Source organism: Flavobacterium agri, assembly GCF_013401995.1.
GTDB lineage: Bacteria > Bacteroidota > Bacteroidia > Flavobacteriales > Flavobacteriaceae > Flavobacterium > Flavobacterium agri.
The window spans coordinates 582,424-599,711 of the sequence record NZ_JACBJI010000001.1; the positions used below are offsets into that span (position 1 = coordinate 582,424).

General features: G+C 46.1%; 18 protein-coding genes. 7 read left to right on the forward strand and 11 right to left on the reverse strand.

Annotated features, from left to right (window positions below):
• Positions 1 to 114: 114 nt before the first annotated feature.
• Positions 115 to 357: a hypothetical protein gene (locus HZF10_RS02805; RefSeq protein ID WP_176004657.1), complete on the reverse strand. Its 243-nt coding sequence runs from the start codon at positions 355 to 357 to the stop codon at positions 115 to 117.
• Here HZF10_RS02805 and HZF10_RS02810 point away from each other — a divergent pair.
• Together HZF10_RS02810 and HZF10_RS02815 are read left to right on the forward strand one after the other, a co-directional pair.
• The gene (locus HZF10_RS02810; RefSeq protein ID WP_246282454.1) at positions 344 to 1,510 is read left to right on the forward strand and encodes a tetratricopeptide repeat protein; all 1,167 of its coding nucleotides are present in this window, start codon (positions 344 to 346) and stop codon (positions 1,508 to 1,510) included. The two genes, HZF10_RS02805 and HZF10_RS02810, sit on opposite strands and share 14 nt — an antisense overlap.
• A gap of 1 nt (position 1,511) precedes the next feature.
• On the forward strand, positions 1,512 to 2,543 hold the full coding sequence (locus HZF10_RS02815) for an o-succinylbenzoate synthase (RefSeq protein ID WP_176004659.1): 1,032 nt from the start codon (positions 1,512 to 1,514) through the stop codon (positions 2,541 to 2,543).
• A 66-nt stretch (positions 2,544 to 2,609) separates the two neighbouring features.
• On the opposite strand, the gene HZF10_RS02820 is transcribed toward HZF10_RS02815, so the two are convergent.
• From HZF10_RS02820 to HZF10_RS02845, 6 genes are all read right to left on the reverse strand, one after another.
• Entirely contained in the window at positions 2,610 to 3,395 is a 786-nt protein-coding gene (locus HZF10_RS02820) for an alpha/beta hydrolase (protein ID WP_176004660.1), read from the reverse strand.
• 138 nt (positions 3,396 to 3,533) lie between these two features.
• Positions 3,534 to 4,124 (reverse strand): Crp/Fnr family transcriptional regulator, encoded by a 591-nt coding sequence (locus tag HZF10_RS02825; RefSeq protein ID WP_176004661.1) that lies wholly within the window; start codon positions 4,122 to 4,124, stop codon positions 3,534 to 3,536.
• On the reverse strand, positions 4,121 to 5,107 hold the full coding sequence (locus tag HZF10_RS02830; protein WP_176004662.1) for a bestrophin family protein: 987 nt from the start codon (positions 5,105 to 5,107) through the stop codon (positions 4,121 to 4,123). Before HZF10_RS02830 ends, HZF10_RS02825 begins: the two co-directional genes overlap by 4 nt.
• 44 nt (positions 5,108 to 5,151) lie before the next feature.
• A complete protein-coding gene (locus HZF10_RS02835; protein WP_176004663.1) occupies positions 5,152 to 7,401 on the reverse strand; it encodes an acyl-CoA dehydrogenase family protein in 2,250 nt (749 codons plus the stop codon).
• A complete protein-coding gene (locus HZF10_RS02840; RefSeq protein WP_176004664.1) occupies positions 7,398 to 7,877 on the reverse strand; it encodes a nuclear transport factor 2 family protein in 480 nt (159 codons plus the stop codon). Before HZF10_RS02840 ends, HZF10_RS02835 begins: the two co-directional genes overlap by 4 nt.
• 52 nt (positions 7,878 to 7,929) lie before the next feature.
• The gene (locus HZF10_RS02845) at positions 7,930 to 8,592 is read right to left on the reverse strand and encodes a spermidine synthase (protein WP_176004665.1); all 663 of its coding nucleotides are present in this window, start codon (positions 8,590 to 8,592) and stop codon (positions 7,930 to 7,932) included.
• A 59-nt stretch (positions 8,593 to 8,651) separates the two neighbouring features.
• Here HZF10_RS02845 and HZF10_RS02850 point away from each other — a divergent pair, with 59 nt between their 5' ends.
• The 5 genes from HZF10_RS02850 to HZF10_RS02870 all read left to right on the forward strand — a co-directional run bounded on the left by HZF10_RS02850 (position 8,652) and on the right by HZF10_RS02870 (position 14,286).
• Positions 8,652 to 9,221 (forward strand): 1-acyl-sn-glycerol-3-phosphate acyltransferase, encoded by a 570-nt coding sequence (locus HZF10_RS02850; RefSeq protein WP_176004666.1) that lies wholly within the window; start codon positions 8,652 to 8,654, stop codon positions 9,219 to 9,221.
• A 177-nt stretch (positions 9,222 to 9,398) separates the two neighbouring features.
• Complete coding sequence (locus tag HZF10_RS02855) at positions 9,399 to 10,553, forward strand: M14 family metallopeptidase (protein WP_176004667.1); 1,155 nt, start codon at positions 9,399 to 9,401, stop codon at positions 10,551 to 10,553.
• 84 nt (positions 10,554 to 10,637) lie between these two features.
• Positions 10,638 to 11,117 carry an Lrp/AsnC family transcriptional regulator gene (locus HZF10_RS02860; protein WP_091399129.1) on the forward strand — a complete coding sequence of 160 codons (480 nt, stop codon included), beginning with the start codon at positions 10,638 to 10,640 and terminating at the stop codon, positions 11,115 to 11,117.
• 77 nt (positions 11,118 to 11,194) lie between these two features.
• A complete protein-coding gene (locus tag HZF10_RS02865) occupies positions 11,195 to 13,768 on the forward strand; it encodes a phosphoenolpyruvate carboxylase (protein WP_176004668.1) in 2,574 nt (857 codons plus the stop codon).
• Positions 13,769 to 13,770: 2 nt separating this feature from the next.
• Positions 13,771 to 14,286, forward strand: coding sequence for a DinB family protein (locus tag HZF10_RS02870; protein ID WP_176004669.1), 516 nt, complete (start codon positions 13,771 to 13,773; stop codon positions 14,284 to 14,286).
• Between the two features lie 23 nt (positions 14,287 to 14,309).
• On the opposite strand, the gene HZF10_RS02875 is transcribed toward HZF10_RS02870, so the two are convergent.
• The 4 genes from HZF10_RS02875 to HZF10_RS02890 all read right to left on the reverse strand — a co-directional run bounded on the left by HZF10_RS02875 (position 14,310) and on the right by HZF10_RS02890 (position 17,255).
• Complete coding sequence (locus HZF10_RS02875; RefSeq protein WP_176004670.1) at positions 14,310 to 14,819, reverse strand: DNA-deoxyinosine glycosylase; 510 nt, start codon at positions 14,817 to 14,819, stop codon at positions 14,310 to 14,312.
• Entirely contained in the window at positions 14,816 to 15,616 is an 801-nt protein-coding gene (locus HZF10_RS02880; RefSeq protein WP_176004671.1) for a class I SAM-dependent methyltransferase, read from the reverse strand. The genes HZF10_RS02875 and HZF10_RS02880 overlap by 4 nt, the downstream gene beginning before the upstream one ends.
• A 205-nt stretch (positions 15,617 to 15,821) precedes the next feature.
• Entirely contained in the window at positions 15,822 to 16,274 is a 453-nt protein-coding gene (locus tag HZF10_RS02885) for a DNA primase (RefSeq protein WP_176004672.1), read from the reverse strand.
• Positions 16,275 to 16,283: 9 nt separating this feature from the next.
• Entirely contained in the window at positions 16,284 to 17,255 is a 972-nt protein-coding gene (locus HZF10_RS02890) for a deoxyhypusine synthase family protein (RefSeq protein ID WP_176004673.1), read from the reverse strand.
• Positions 17,256 to 17,288 lie beyond the last annotated feature (33 nt).

Here is a 17,288-nt window from a genome sequence, read left to right on the forward strand (position 1 = left end):
TCTTTTCACTATTAAGATAGTTAAGTTTGTTGCGCTCAGTTTCGGTGTGATCTTAACTTCCTTAACTATCTTATTTGTTTAAAATAATTCTGATTGTCCGAAACAAACGGTAACTCAAATTTTTAAATGGTTTTTCCGTTTAGTACTTTTGGCAGCAAATTCCGGCTGTACGTTCCAAGCTTTCACCCAAAAGCTTTTTTTGAACCGCGCGCCAATAGCTTCCTTTGGTCGCTTTGGCACACGTACAAAAAATAGCTTTTCGTTCAAAAGGCTTTCCTCTTCCATCCGGGCTGCATCAAACACACGCAGAATGACCGTATCAAAAACAATATTCCTTTCCGCTGTGAGCGTTTTCACGACGAGCCTTTTCGCCCAAACCGGCTATTGGGACAAAGACCGCGCGACCTCACGCGAAATCATCGTTCCCGCAGGCGAACGCGTCGTAGTCAAAAGCGAGAATTTCCCGCTGGGCACGACCGAATTCGTCTACCGTATCACCGTTCTCGACGAAAACCAGCAAATGGCCAACAGTTTGGTGTCTTTGCTCAAATCGATTCCCGATCCTTCGGGCATCAGCCAAGGTTCGGCCGGAGCGGTGTTCTTGTTGTCGAAAATTTCTGGAGATGACAAATGCAAATACGCGGTCTTTACAGACAAGGACAAATCCGAGGATTATCGCACATCGGGAAAAACCGAAAAAGCCTGTATTTATCAAAATAAAGCCGTTAGTAAAGAAGTCAAGCTCGTCACGGGCCGATCGCTTTGCCTCAACGCGCCGATCGTCTATTTCGGATTCGAAAGCGACAACTGGATCATGAAACAGAAAATCGTGCTCGAAGTCGTGCCTTGGGTCGATAAAAAAGCAAGTACGGGCTGGACGAACGAAAACAAAAAGTCGGTTCTCGAATTATGCGGTACATCAGGGCTTGCCCAACTCATGACCGATTCCGAAAGTCTTTGTACCTGCGTGCTCGACCAATTTACGTTCAAATACACGTTCGACGAATACCAGAAACTGTTAGTAGAGGAAAAAGCCAAGGCATTCCGCGATTTCGGTGACAATTGCCTCGACAGCAAATCGGCCAACAAAGGGTTGCTTACGGCGATTCGCACGCAAGTCCAACAACATTTCGCCGCAGCGCGTTACGACAAGTCCATCGATCTCATGAATTCGGCCATCTTCGCCAACGGCAACGCCAATTCAAAAGATTACTACAGCCAAGGCTTGAATTATCTGTATTCGCGCCAATTTACCAAAGCCAGGCAGATGTTCGAGGAAGGCGAGAAGCTCGACGATTCCGATTTGTTGCTCAAACTCGGCAAAGCCCACACACTTTTGCTCAGCGACGATTTTTCGCGCGCCCGCGACATCTATCGCAAATACAAAGGCGAGAACGTGAACACGGCGACAAGCTGGAAGGAACGCGTCAAGAAAGATTTCGCCGACCTCAAGAAAGCGGGCTTCGATTCTAAAGACTACGACAAGATCATTAAACTTCTCGAAGACTGATTTGAAAGCCACTTACAAGCGATACGACCTGAACTTCAAGCGTCCGTCGGGAACGTCTCGCGGCGTACTCACGCAAAAGGAAACCTGGTTTTTGTTTTTGGAACACGACGGGAAAACCGGAATAGGCGAGTGCGGGCTTCTTCGCGGCCTAAGCGTAGACGATAGGCCCGATTACGAACAAAAACTCCAATGGGTTTGCAAGAATATCCATTTAGGGGAAAAGGTGCTTTGGGAATCGTTTGTCGAGTTTCCGTCGATCCAGTTTGGGATTGAGATGGCTTTCCGTTCTTTGGAAAGCGAAAATCCATTCGTATTATTTCCTTCCGAATTCACGAACGGGCAAAAATCGATTGCCATAAACGGCTTGGTGTGGATGGGAAACGAGGCGTATATGTTGGAACAGATCCGCGAGAAAATCGCTTCGGGTTTCAGTTGCATAAAACTCAAAATCGGGGCTATCGATTTCGAGAAAGAACTCGATTTATTGCGGTTCATACGGTCGAATTTCACGTCTGGACAAATTGAAATCAGGGTAGATGCGAACGGTGCTTTTACATACGATTCGGCTTTAGATAAACTAAATCAATTGTTTGGTTTTGAATTACATAGTATTGAGCAACCTATAGCGAAAAATCAAACTGACAAAATGGCAAAACTGTGTTCGGACACGCCTTTCCCTATTGCTTTGGACGAAGAACTTATCGGTGTTTTTACAGCTCAGGAAAAAGCCGATCTTCTGGACAAAATCAAACCTCAGTACATTATTTTAAAGCCCAATTTTGTCGGTGGTTTTCGAGGTTCGCAGCAATGGATCGATTTGGCCGAAGCGCGAAACATCGGCTGGTGGATCACATCGGCTTTGGAAAGCAACATCGGCCTGAATGCCATCGCCCAATGGACATACACTTTGGGTAATCTTATGCCGCAAGGTTTGGGAACGGGTGCGTTGTACACGAACAACATCGATTCGCCTTTGGTAGTCAAAAACGGTTCTTTGTGGTACGATCCCAAATTGGATTGGGGAAAAATATAAGCCACGAATGGCACGAATGTCACAAATAGATTAGTGAAATTCGTGCCATTCGTGGCTAAAAACCTTTTAGTTCCGGTCGATCCAATCCAAAATGTAATCGGCTTCTTCTTTCCAGGTCGGCAAGCTCAACACGAAATGGTTCTTGCCTTTGAATTCCTTGTAATCGGTAACCGAACCCGGTGTCTTGTAAGCTTTGAAGTTTCTTAGGTTCATCGATGCCGGAATGATGTTGTCGGTGCTTCCCGAAACGATCAGCAACGGTACGTGCGGTTTTTTGAAATCGACTTTGGCTGCGGAAGTCAATCCGCCACGGGCCACGGTTTTCGATTCGGGAATCACGTTTTCTTCCCACGATTTCTTCTGTTCTTCGAGCGTCATGCCGTTCGTGAACGCGTATTGCCAGTCGGAAAGCGACATGGTGTACGTTTTGTCGAGCGATGTGAACAAGCCCAAAACTTTATATCCGGCTCTCAAAAACGACAATTCATAAGGGATTACGGGTTGAGGCGGAACCGGATGTATCGCGATTCCCGCTACGCCCAAACCTTTGTTAATCAAAATTTGGGTAATCATGCCGCCTAAAGAATGTCCGATGATGATCGGTTTTTCGGGCAATTGTTTGATGAAGTTGGCATAATGGTCGATGAGTTCGGTCAACGTCAACCGTGCCAATGGGATATCGTTTGGCGCTTTGTCGCGCAATTCCTTGGCCGTACCTTCTTTGTGCGGCCAGGCCGGATTGTACGTGGTGTAGCCTTTGCTTTCGAAATATTCTTTCCACGGTTCCCATCCTTTATGGGTTACGAAAGCTCCGGTGACGAATACGACGGTTTTAGAATCAATAGTTTTCATATCAGTATGTTTTTTAATTAATGATTTTACTGATACAAAGTTCTGATGTTCAGTTGGATAAAATTTTAACTTGGGTTAAAATGTGATATTTATTATTTATTTTTTATTCGACCTGATAAAGAATAAAAAATTAAAGAATCATTTTTTAACCAAACGCTTACGTATCCTACTCAAAGACGGGCCTTGGATTCCGAGATAAGACGAAATATGATACAACGGGATCGCATTGAAGATGTCCGGATGATCGTTCATCAAATCCAGATACCGCTGTTCGGGCGAAAGGAACATAAAGCCTTCGGTTCGTCTCAGCGACATCGAAAACGCGGTTTCTGCGATCAACCTGCCCAATTTTTCCCATGCGTGCGATTGTTTGTAAAGCTTCTGGAGATCATCGACATGGATGTAAAAAATGCGTGAGGCCGTCATCGATTGGGTATAGTAATTACAAGGCGCTTGTGCGATAAAGCTCTGGAAGGACACCACGACTTGATGTTTCGAAAAGAAAAACACGTTCTTCTCCTCATCGGTGCGGTCATCTACATAATACGTGCGGAAAACCCCGTCGAGGATAAACCCGAGGTATTTGCAAACGTTTCTGTACTCGTTATAAAATTCGCCTTTCGAGAATTCGCGGTATTCCCAAAAATCGCGCGACAATTCGAAATCCTGAATCGAAAGCCCTGCAAATTGACCAAGTGCGCCTGCAAGTAGTTCTTTTTCGTCCGTCATAACACAATATTGTTTTTGGCGGCGATAGGCGGCGGCAAGTTTTCTTCGTCGAGCATGTCGCGCAAATCAATTTCTATGGTGCGGCTCAAGCTCGCCATCGGAATGTCGTTCGCGCTGCCTTCGAACGGGTTTTCGGTAGCTTCGCCCACGCGATCCATAGACGTGAATACCCACGAAACCACGGTGCTGAACGGGATCGCGAACCAAACGCATTCCGGACCGATCTTGGCGAATTCATTGAGCATGCCCAACGGAAGCAAAAACACGAACAGCCAAACGAAAAACATCGTCAGGCTCGCGAACTGTCTCGGATACGGGAAATTCTTGATGCGTTCGCACTTTCCTTGCTGTTCGTAAAGGTTTGACAGCGTTTGCGCAAGTTCGACATATTCGAATTCTGCTATTTGGTTGCGCTCGCGAAGTTCTTTCAACCGCTTGGATTGTATCGCTATAAGTTGGGTGGCGCGGTTTTTCTTGGACAACACATACGCCAGTTCCGATTCAGGCAGATACTTTTTGAGTTCGTCTTCCAAGGGTGTTTCCCATTCCGGAATCGAATAGAATTTGCGGTATTCCTTGAAATGCGGCTTGTTGGTGTTTTCCCATCCTCGTGTTTCGCGAAGCTGATAACGCAAAGCGGTGAGCCACGCGCAATGACGCAGCATCAATTCCGAATGTACCGATGCGTCGGCTTTTACGAAATCACGCGACAAAATGCCCCAACTGCGGCTCGTATTGACGATGGCGCCCCAAATTTGCCGGGCTTCCCACAATCGGTTGTAGGTTTGGGTGTTCTTGAATCCGATGATAAAAGCGGCTGCCGTACCGATAACGGCAATCGGCACCCATGGGATCGCTATCCATTTCCATCCGAGAACGGCGTAAAGTGTGGTCGGGATTGCGGCCAGCCCTAACAGCCAATAGATGTCGCGACGCGTCCAGATCAGAAATTCGACGAGTTTGTATTGTTTGCCGATGTGCATAAGTTAAGAAGTTGGTTCGGTTTGGACGAATTTAGGAATTCGCTTCAACCCTTCAAAATTTCGGCTCCCAAACAGTTTTCGGGTATGGCGAAAGCATCGACCAGCGGAACGGCGTCAATTCGGATATCCCAACACAATTGGTTTACGAGCTTGCGTATCGCTTTGGTTTTGGCGTTTTCCATATAGCCGTCCTCAAGATACCAACCTTTATGCACTTCAATCTGATACAACGCGAACAGGTTGCGCAATTGTTCGAGCCGCTTTTTGCACGCCACATCTTCGGTCGCAATTATACTTTTTTGAAACTGTTCAAGAATGACACGCTCCAGATAAGCCGTCGCGACGTCTATCATCTGATGTTGGGTCACGTTGAAGGCGTCGTACGCATCCATACCCGAATCGATAAGCTTTTTAAGTCGCCTCGCGGCCGATGCCAAAATAGTTTTCTCTCGATATTGGAATGCCTGCAGATGAAAGTCGACATCGAGCAAGTGGGCTTCGTCGGTACGTCTTGTTATGATAGGATTTTTCTCGGCGACCGCGGTTTTGGCGTTCTCGAATACGTAAGTGATCATTCCGGCAACGTCAAGTTTCCCGAATTCCTTCCTGAAAACCGAAAGGCGGTTTTTGGCGACCAATTGCATGAGTACAGTGTTGTCGCCTTCGAAAGTCGTGTAGATTTCGGTATCGTTCTTCAACGCGTCTATACGATTTTCAGACAGATAACCTTTTCCGCCCATCGCTTCACGGCATTCCTGCAATCCATCGCGCACCGTCCAGGTCGTGTAGGCTTTCATGCCGGCCGCAAGCGCTTCGATTTCCTGCATCTCGTTCTCGGTGCGTTTCAAAAAGCGGTCTGTGAGGTAACGCAATGCGAAATGCAGCGCATACGACTTCGCGAGATAGGGCATGAGCCGTCTTTGATGCATGCGATAATTGAGAATCGGCACTTCCGATCCGCCTTCGGGCCCAAACTGACGACGCCTGTCGCTATACCGGATCGCGATTGTCAATCCTGATTTCATCGCCGACAGACCCGATCGCGGTATTCCGATGCGTCCGCCGACCAAAGTGCCAAGCATCGTAAAGAAACGTCGGTCGTCGCTTGGGATCGGGCTTTCGAATGCTCCGTTTTCGTTTACAGAAGCGAACCGGTCGAGCATGTTTTCTTTCGGAATTGTCACATTGTCAAATCGGATCGTGCCGTTATCGACGCCGTTTAATCCCATCTTATGGCCGCAATCGTCTATGGTTACACCATCGACTGTGGTCATATCGGCATTTCGGATCGGGACGATGAACGCATTCACGCCATAATCCTTACCATCGATGATGAGTTTTGCGAAAACGGTTGCCATTTGCCCGTGTTTGGCCGCATTGCCGATGTATTCTTTCTGGTCGTTTTTGGAAGGCGTATGGATGCTGAAGGTTTGGCTGGAATGATTGTAAGTCGCCGTTGTCCTCAAACCTTTCACGTTCGATCCGTGATGGGTTTCGGTCATCGCAAAACAACCCGGGATTTCGAGCGTCCCGATTTTTTTGAGGTATTTTTCATGGTGTTTTTGAGTTCCGAGGAAATAAACGCTCATGCCCCAAAGCCCGAATTGCACGCCGAATTTGATCACGAGGCTCAAATCGTGAAAGCTCAGGGTTTCCATGATAGAGAAATACTCCTTCATGTTTCCGCCACCGCCGTATTCTTTTGGGAAAGCCATGTTTCCGAGGTTTTCATCGGCTAGTATTTTGCACCATTGCAGTACTTTTTCGCGGTATTTGGCAATGTCGGTCGTGGTCTCGTAGGCGAATTCTTTTCGGCTGATGATTTCTTTGACGCGTTTGATGATCATCGCTTCGTCCGAATCCAGGATTTCGGTCATTTTCGAAACATCGAATCCGTAAGCCGTGTCGTATTTGGAAGTCAGCGAATCCTGTACAGACCGGAATCCGGACAAGACTTCCTCTCCTAAAATACCGAGTTCGCTCTCTAATTGAAGAAATGAATTTCGTGCCTCGCTGAAAGCGGTTTCTTTTCCCGATAAAATAGTGGAAAGCTCATATAGCGAAGTCACTTTCGGATTTTGTTTCAACGTCTCGTGAATCGCGGTTTTCCAATTCGACAATAGTTCGCGTGTCGGCGGATTCGAGACATCTACTTCTGAAAGAAGTCGTTTTTTGTCATCCGGACTAATCCAATCTTGCTTGGAAATAAAATCGCGTACGGTTTCGAATTCTTTCTGAGTCAATAAATCATCGGACCAGATCAGATAGAAAAGCGGAAGGAAAGCCTTGTTCATGGCGTGGAGTTTTGGTTTTGCCAATGTTTCAATGAAGCAAGCGCCTGGTTTCGGACCTTATTTTTGAAAAATGCCGTATTCCCGATAAGCCAACCCGTGAATCCGAACGCCTGAGACGCCCATTTCCCGAAATCGAAGTCGTCTTTGTGCCCAATGATCAATCCGTCCTTGAAAACGAAATTGGCGGTCACTTCGTTGGTAACCTGACGGCCGGTTTTCGAGAACTCATAACGTGCAATCCATTTGGCCGAACCGCATTGTTGGTCGGCTTTTATGTCGGAAAACTCTATATGGAGCTTGCCTTTGCTTCTGTGCAAGAGCATGCGCCACATGTCGCTTGCGTCCTTTCCGTGAAGCGTACCGAATGCGGGATCGGAAAACGCAATTTCAGGATGATAGCAACTCGCCATGGTTTCTGCCTCGTGAGCGGAAAACGCAGCATAGAATTCTTCGATGAGCTGTTCGTGTGGGTTCATTTAAGACGTATCGTTTATACATTGAGCGAGTCTTAAATGTAGGCATTTCCACCTAAATCTTTTCGATGATTATGACTTCGTTATGGTTTTCGAGTCTGGGAATGGTGCGCGTTGCGAAAGAATCAGATGAAAAATATGAAAGGTACTTTTCGTTTCTGGCGTCGTGCTCGCCGTTCAGCGTCATCGTGTTGAACAATATGAAGCCGTTTTTTTTGAGCAGGAATCCCAACCGGTCGGCGAAAAATTGCTCGAACAGGAAGTTGGGCATCGTCGTATCCTGAAAAACATCGATAATGATTAAATCATAATATTTCTTGGTCTTGAGCACATATTCGAAAGCGTCGTCGATCACGATTTCACAGTTCGGAATTCGATCGAGCCCGAAATATTCGTTGGCGACCTTTATGATTTCGGCATCGATTTCCACACCCGTGATCTGGCCTTTGCAGCCGATTTCGTCGGTCAGGGTTTTGATCACGCTTCCGCCGGCCACGCCCAAAACAAGTATTTCCTGCATGTTCGTGATTTTTTGGAAACCGATGTTCTTGAGTCCGAGCCGAAGCACGCGTTGCAGGCTTCCGTACGAATAATTGGTGTTCTTGGAATCCATCACGAGCTGGCCGTTTGCCCATGTAACTTCTATGGTTTTGCTGATGGAGGAATTCCGGCTGTGGATGTTGATCGGAAGAAGGTAACTTAAAATGCGCCGGAACATGCAGAATTTTTGGTAAATGTAGGTTTTTTGTTTATTTGTTGGATTCAAGATTCAAAGATTTGAAAAAGACCTTGTACAAATTCATTTTCTTCAAAATCCTCGGATGGAAAATCACGGGACACATGGACGCATCGATACAGAAAAGCGTCCTTATGATCCTGCCGCATACGAGCATGTTCGACTTTTTCGTGGGCATGTTCGCGCGTGGTATCATCGGGCTTGAGATGCATTACGTGGCCAAAAAGGAGTTTTTCAGGTTTCCTTTGGGACGTTGGTTCCGATGGATGGGCGGCGCACCGCTCGATCGCACAGGAAACAAAAACAAAGTGGATGAGATCGTCGATATTTTCAAAAAGAAACATGTTTTCCGCATGGCGATCGCGCCCGAAGGCACTCGTTCCAAAGTCGATACGCTCAAAACAGGGTTTTATTATATCGCTTTAAAAGCCCAAGTCCCGATAATTCCCGTCGCTTTCGATTACGGAAATAGGGAAGTGCGATTGGGGAAAGCGTTTTTTCCTACAGGTAATATCGACGAGGATTTGAAACAGCTTGTACTTCATTTTAAAGGTGCCGTCGGAAAACATCCCGAAAAGACTTTCGATGTCGAAAAATTTCTGGCTTCGTGAATCCAAATCGTTGTCGATTGCGTAAATAAACACAAAGCAACAGGTTCGGCCTTGCGATAATTTGTGTTTGTTTTATTGGTTCTGGAGCCTCCGATGCCTACGCGTTGGAGGTTTCCTATTTTAACATGTATGCGTACATTTGCTATGCCAAATGGCCAATCGACCAATATCTTTCAAATGGATTATCGCGAACTTTTCGACACGTTTAAGGAAAACACGATCAGCGGACGTTACATAACGCTCGAACACATCCTTCCGTTATTAAAAAAACACAGTACGACCGGATTGGTCAAAGAAATTGGTCAGTCTGTCAAAGGAAAACCGCTGCTTGCGTATTACAAAGGACACGGAAAAACAAAAATCCTGTTGTGGTCGCAAATGCACGGAAACGAGTCTACGGCGACCAAAGCGCTTTTCGATGTTTTTAATGTGTTGGATAGCGGGTCGGAGTTAGCCGCAAGATTACTAGCCGACTACACGTTCTGTTTCGTGCCCATGCTCAATCCCGACGGGGCAAAGGCGTATACGCGTGAAAATGCGAACACAGTCGATCTGAACAGGGATTTTCACAATCTTTCACAGCCTGAAAGCCGAGCACTTACCGAGCTTTTCGAACAATTCGAACCCGATTACTGCTACAACCTTCACGACCAACGTACGATCTTCGGGGCCGGAAATACCGGAAAACCCGCTACGATTTCGTTCCTGTCTCCGGCCTATAATCACAATCGCGACATGAATATTACACGTGAAAAGGCGGTACATATAATCTTGGCGATGAATTCGACTTTACAGGCTTTAATTCCCGGGCAGGTAGGAAGATTCGACGATTCGTTCAACATCAATTGCGTGGGTGATAACTTCCAGTTCCGCGGTGTTCCGACCATTTTGATAGAAGCCGGGCATTATCCCGAAGATTACCAGCGTGAGCAAACACGGTTTTATTTCTTCGTGGCTTTACTGTCTGGATTTGAGCGAATTCACGAAAACGATATAGTTAACAACGCAATTGAAGAATATTTAAATATTCCTCAAAATATGACGCCGTTTTTTGATTTTGTGTACAGAAATGTCAGAATAAATTATGATGGTATTGATAAAATCACGAATTTTGCAGCGCAATTCAAAGAAGAACTTGTCGGAAATTCCGTCCAATTTAACGCATACGTTTCACAGATAGGCGATTTGGAAAATAACTTCGGGCATTTCGAACTTGACGCAAAAGGCGCTGTTTTTACCAATGACGGGCAAAATTTTCCCGAAATCGGCCAAAAAGCCAATTTTAACTTAGGAAACGATGTTAAAATTGTTAATGGTTTAAAAAAAATGTAGTCTTTTCGTTTTTTTATTAAATAAAAAATATTTCTTTTGTATTGCTAAGACAATTCAAAGACCGATAAAAACAAATACACAATTATGAGCAAGTTTCGTTTAGATGAAGTCGATCACCAGATTTTGGACATGTTGATTGACAATACCCGCGTACCGTTCACTGACATCGCCAAAAAACTTTTGATTTCTGCCGGAACAGTCCACGTGAGAGTCAAGAAAATGGAAGACGCCGGAATCATCATGGGTTCTTCTTTGACGCTTGATTATGAAAAACTTGGTTATTCTTTCATCGCTTACGTGGGGGTTTTCCTTAACAATACTTCACAGACCAAATTCGTTTTGGAACGGATCAACGAAATCCCGTTCGTAACCGTTGCCCACGTGACTACAGGAAAGTTCAACATTTTCTGTAAAATCCGTGCGAAAGACACCAAACATGCCAAGGACGTCATTTTCATGATAGACGACATCGACGGCGTTTACCGCACGGAAACCATGATTTCACTAGAGGAAAGCATCAACGACAAAAAACGTCTGATGCACACGATCTTCAAAAATATGTAAGCCAACGACTTAACAAGTTATGAACCCCGACGGTACGTTCGGGGTTTTTTTATACCTTAAAGCAAAAAACAAGACCCATGTATACGCCTGCCAAAATGGAGCGTTTCGAAAGGAACGTGCTCTCTAAATACAATGTGTACAACAGCGTTTTCCTTACGCTTCCGTTTGATGCCATAGACAACACAGGTGCATTTTTACCTTTGTTTACCGAAGTTTGCGAAAAAGGATTTGCCAAACAGGAAACGCCCGAACAGATCGTAGACTTTTTCGTAGGCAAGTATTTGGACAATCCGACCGAGAAGGAGCGCATCGATCTGATGTTCCGTTTCATCCAATATATAGAACGACAGATCGTACTTTTCGATGCGATCGAGGATGCGGCTTTTCCGGTCGTGAACAATCTCGAAGGAAAAGGCTCGCTGCGTGAGGTTCGCGATGCCGCCGAAACCGATGATTTGCGTGAAAGACTAAAGGGTTTTCTCGATGAATTCAAGGTCAGGACGGTTTTGACCGCGCATCCGACCCAATTTTATCCGGGATCCGTTTTGGGCATCATCACCGATTTGACCGAAGCCGTGCGCACCGACAATCTTTATGAAATCAAGCGATTGCTTTCCCAACTCGGCAAGACGCCTTTCCTCAAAAAAGAAAAACCGACACCTTTCGACGAAGCCGTGAGTCTTGTATGGTATCTCGAAAACGTATTTTACGATACCTGCGGCGATATAGTCGATTTTCTTTGCCGCAACGTCTATCAAGGCGACCGCATGAAAGGTTCGATTTTAAGCCTTGGATTCTGGCCAGGAGGCGACCGTGACGGAAATCCGTTCGTGACGACCGAAATCACGTATAAGGTAGCCGACCGCCTGCGTACTTCGATCCTCAAATGCTACTATCGCGACATGCGCAAATTGAGACGCAAGATCACATTTTCGAAAGTAGAGGCGATGGTAATCGAACTCGAGTCCAAAATTTACCGTTCGGCATTCAGTCCCGAAGGAGAACTTTTCCTTTCACCCGACGAATTCAAGTCGGCTTTGCTTGAAATCAGGAAAATAATTGTCGACCAACACCAATCTTTGTATGTAGAAGAAGTCGATTCGTTACTAAACAAACTCCAAGTATTCGGTTTTCATTTCGCTTCCTTGGATATACGCCAGAACAGCCATATCCACAATGCGGTGATCGAAAAAATAAGTCATACAGAAAATTCGGATTTGCCGCAGGATTACATCGAGCTCGACGAACAAAGACGTATGGAAATCGCCTCGCTAATACATTCCGAAAAAAACACGCCCGATTTGGGCGACGAACTCGCCAACCAAACGCTCGATTCGATGAAGGCGATGCGCGAAATCCAACAAAAAAGCGGTGAATTGGCGTGCAACCGATACATCATCAGCAATAACGAAAGCGCGTTGAACGTGTTGGAAACTTTGGCGATGTTCAAATTGTCGGGTTGGCAAAATCCGTCGGTCGATATCGTACCGCTTTTCGAGGCCGTTGAAGACTTGCGACGCGCCGACAAGATCATGGAACAGCTTTACACGAATCCCGAGTATGCGCGCCATCTCGAAAATCGCAATAAGACGCAGACCGTAATGCTCGGCTTCTCGGACGGGACGAAAGACGGCGGTTATCTCATGGCCAACTGGAGCATTTACAAAGCCAAGGAAACCATCACGGCCATGTCGCGCAAATACGGCATCAAAGTCATTTTCTTTGACGGTCGCGGCGGTCCACCCGCACGAGGCGGCGGAAAGACACATAAATTCTATGCTTCTCTAGGGTCGCAGATCGAAAACCACGAAATCCAGCTTACGATACAGGGACAGACCATCAGCTCGAATTTTGGGACCGAAGATTCGTGTCGCTACAATCTTGAGAATTTGTTGAGCGCGGGCATCAACAACGGGATTTTCGACAAAGGAAAGAACGATTTGTCTGAAGACGATAAGAAACTGCTCGACGATTTGTCTGAACTCGGATATAAAAAGTACACCGATTTCAAGAACCACCCGAAATTCCTGCCGTTTCTTCAGGATATGAGCGCGCTCAAATATTATTCGATGCTCAATATCGGCAGCCGTCCGGCCAAACGCAACAAAGGAAGCCAGCTCAATTTCGGCGATTTACGTGCGATTCCGTTCGTTGGTGCATGGAGTATGCTCAAAATCAACGTTCCCGGATTTTTCGGCGTCGGGGCGGCACTCAAGGCATTCGAAGAAAACGGCCGATGGAAAGACGTGCAGGAATTGTTCGATCGTTCGCTTTTCTTCAGGACGTTGCTCGAAAACAGTATGATGTCGCTCGCCAAATCGTTTATGCCGTTAACCGCTTATATGAAGGATGATGCCGAATTCGGCGAATTCTGGACCGTGATTTTCGACGAGTATCAAGAAACGAAACGCTTGTTGCTCAAAATCGCGGGTCATGCCACGCTTATGGAGAATTATCCCGACGGAAAAGCTTCGATCGACATACGCGAACACATCGTATTGCCGCTGCTCGTGATCCAGCAGTATTCGCTTCAGCGCATAAACGAAATCCAAAAACAACCGAAACCCGACGAAAATCTGATAGCCGTATACGAAAAACTCGTCACACGCGCCTTGTTCGGGAATACCAATGCCAGTAGAAACTCCGCTTAAATATGAAACCAAGCCAATTGCAGCCGGGCGAATATCCGGCTTATCAAAAAACGTATATCGACACGGTAGACGAGGTCGATCTGATCGAGGAACTTGAAATTTCGCTGCATCGCTTCATCCGATTCGTGCGCGAAATCCCGATGGACAAATTCGATTACAGATACGCCGAGGGAAAATGGACAATCAAGGAAATCATCCAACACATCATAGATGCGGAACGTATTTTCGCATATCGTGCATTGGCTTTCGCGAGGAACGACAAGACTTCATTGCCCGGTTTCGAAGAAAACGATTATGCCGACGAATCGAACGGGAATTCACGCCACCTGACTTCGCTTCTCAACGAATTGTCGGAAGTGCGCCATTCGAACATTTCGCTTTTCAAGTCGTTTACGCCTGAAATGTTGTTGCGTATCGGGACGGCGAACGGGAATCCTAATTCGGTACGGGCTTTGGGTTTTGCGATCATCGGGCATCAAAACCATCACCAAAACGTGTATCAGGAACGTTACCTGTGATTTTTAGTCACGGATTTGAGGATTTAGATCACTTTAATCCTTGAATCGCGGTCTAAATATTTTTTGATGACCGACCACGATTCAAGTTTCGTTTCGAATTTCATCGTATTGGCCGGACTCGTCGAAGGCATCACGATTTGCGGCAACGAGATCGAATCGCCGAAAGTCTTCACGAACAAACGATGGCTTTCCTTTCCGTTGAAAACGACTGCTTTGATATTTGGATAGGCGGCAAGCAATTCCCGAATTTTGTTCGGGATCCCATTTTTGATATTGGAGTCGAGGCTACCTTCGCGATGGCAACTTTCGAGTACATCCCAAAGCGCGATGCCGTTTTCGATGAGCAGTTTCTTGCGAAGTTCAAATTCTGACGGAACGGGAAGTTCATCGAAAAGCGAGAACAGGATTTTCCAAAACGCGTTTTGCGGATGTGCATAATACTGCTGTTTTTGCAGCGATTGCACACCGGGCATCGTTCCTAACACGAGGATTTTTGAGTTAGCGTCTGCCAGCGCAGGAAAAGAACAGATCATTTTTTGAAAGCGGTTATAGAATAGACCATAGGAATATGGTTGCCCAAATGCTTGATGCGGAATTTTCCGGGCTCGAATTCCTCGGTTTGGTTGAAGCAATCGTATGGAGAATAATCGTACTCGTTGAACTTCTGTATAGTCAATCCGTTTGAAATCAAGCTCGTAAAGACTTCGGAAAGCGAATGATTCCACGAAATGGTTTTATTGACGATGTCGGATTCTTTTTCGGCGTAAGTACCTGTAGATTCTTCGAGTATCGGATCGGATTTGAAATAATTATACGTGATTTTCGAAAAATCGTCGTCGTACATCCAAATGACGGGATGGAATTCGGCGAACACGAATTTTCCGCCTGGTTTCAGGAAATGGCTGATGACTTTGGCCCATTTGTCGAGGTCGGGAAGCCAACCGATCGTACCGTAAGACGTAAAGACGATGTCAAATTCCTGATACATGCGATTCGGAAGGTCATAAATATCGGAACAGATAAAACTAGCATCGGCGTCGAGGTCTTTAGCGAGTTTTTCGGCGACATCGATCGCTTTGTCCGAAAAATCGACCCCAACGGTCGTCGCGCCCATTCTTGCCAATGAAATCGTGTCCTGTCCGAAATGGCATTGCAGATGCAAAATCCTTTTATCTTTTACATTTCCGAGCAATTCGAATTCGATCTGCTGAAGCGTGTTTTTTCCGTCCAAAAAATCCTGTTGCTTGTAAAAGTCGGAGTTTACATGGACGTTTACTTTTTCGTTCCAGGTTTTGCGGTTGATGTCGAGATAGTCATTTTCTTGACTCATGGGTTGATTTTTTGGTAATTTACAAACAAATTTTTTGGAACGCCGATAACGCTGAAAGACGCAGATTTTCTCAGATTTTTTTCATTCCACTAAAAACTGACTCTCAAACAGAATCAGCGAAAATCAGCATGATTCTGTGTTCTCAACGTTCCTTAAAACTTAGTGTCTTCACAAAAAAAAAGGAATCCTTTCGGATTCCCTTATACTATTTTTCGTCTTCTTCGTCTTCGTCCTCATCGTCGCCGTAGTCCTTGTCGTCCTCATCGTCGAAGTCTTCATCGTCGTCATCGTCTCCGTCTTCATCTTCGCCTCGGCTGCGTTTCGGCTTGTCGGCATCATCATCTTCTTCGTCTTCTTCCTCGTCTGCAGAAGGCGCATCCTCGTCGTCGATGTCCATTTTGATGGAATCGATCGGTTCTGCGATGTCGTCGATATCATTGTCGTCGTCGAATTTCTCGAGACGGCTCGCAAGTTTGGTACTTACTTTTACCAGATAAATCGTGTCCTCGGTGCGGACTTCAACGGCTTCTACAAGTTCGTTCTGGGCGTTGCGGAAACGGATGATATGCGAATCGTCATATCCGTCCGGGAATTTTTCCAGAAGCAAGGTCAGGATTTCGTTGGTCAGTTTGTTATAGTCTACAATTACGCGTTTCATAAGCAGAGGTTACATGTCTAAAAGGTAAGCGAAAATAAGCGGAGCCACGATTGTCGCATCCGATTCTATGATAAATTTGGGCGTGTTGATGTCAAGTTTTCCCCAAGTGATCTTCTCGTTCGGGACGGCGCCCGAATACGATCCGTAACTTGTGGTGGAATCGGAAATCTGGCAGAAATAGCTCCAGAACGGAATGTCGTGCATTTCCATATCCTGATACAGCATAGGAACGACGCAAATAGGGAAGTCACCTGCGATTCCGCCTCCGATTTGGAAAAATCCGATGCCGTTGTCTGAATTCTTGGTGTAATAATCGGCGAGATACGTCATGTATTCGATACCCGATTTCATCGTAGTGGCCTTAAGCTCGCCTTTGATCACGTAAGATGCGAAGATGTTACCCATTGTGGAATCTTCCCAACCCGGAACGACGATCGGCAGGTTCTTTTCCGCGGCGGCGTACATCCACGAATCTTTCAAATCGATTTCGTAATATTCTTCGAGAACGCCCGAAAGCAGCATCTTGTACATGAATTCGTGCGGGAAATAACGCTCTCCGTTGTCGTCGGCGTCTTTCCAGATCTTGTAGATGTGTTTCTGCAGGCGACGGAACGCTTCGTGCTCCGGAATACAAGTGTCGGTCACGCGGTTGAGTCCGCGCTCGAGCAAATCCCATTCTTGCTGCGGTGTCAAATCGCGGTAATTCGGAACTCTTTCGTAATGGGAGTGGGCCACGAGGTTCATGATGTCTTCCTCGAGGTTGGCTCCGGTACACGAGATGATCTGTACTTTGTCGCGACGGATCATTTCGGCGAAAATTTTGCCAAGTTCAGCCGTACTCATCGCGCCTGCAAGCGTCACCATCATTTTCGCACCCGAATTCAGTTGGTCTTCGTAGGCTTTCGCCGCGTCTACCAAGGCTGCCGAGTTAAAATGCAGGTAATACTTTTCAATAAACTGGCTAATTGGTCCTTTACTCATTGTCGTTGTAATCTTGTTGTTGTCTTAGCTTTC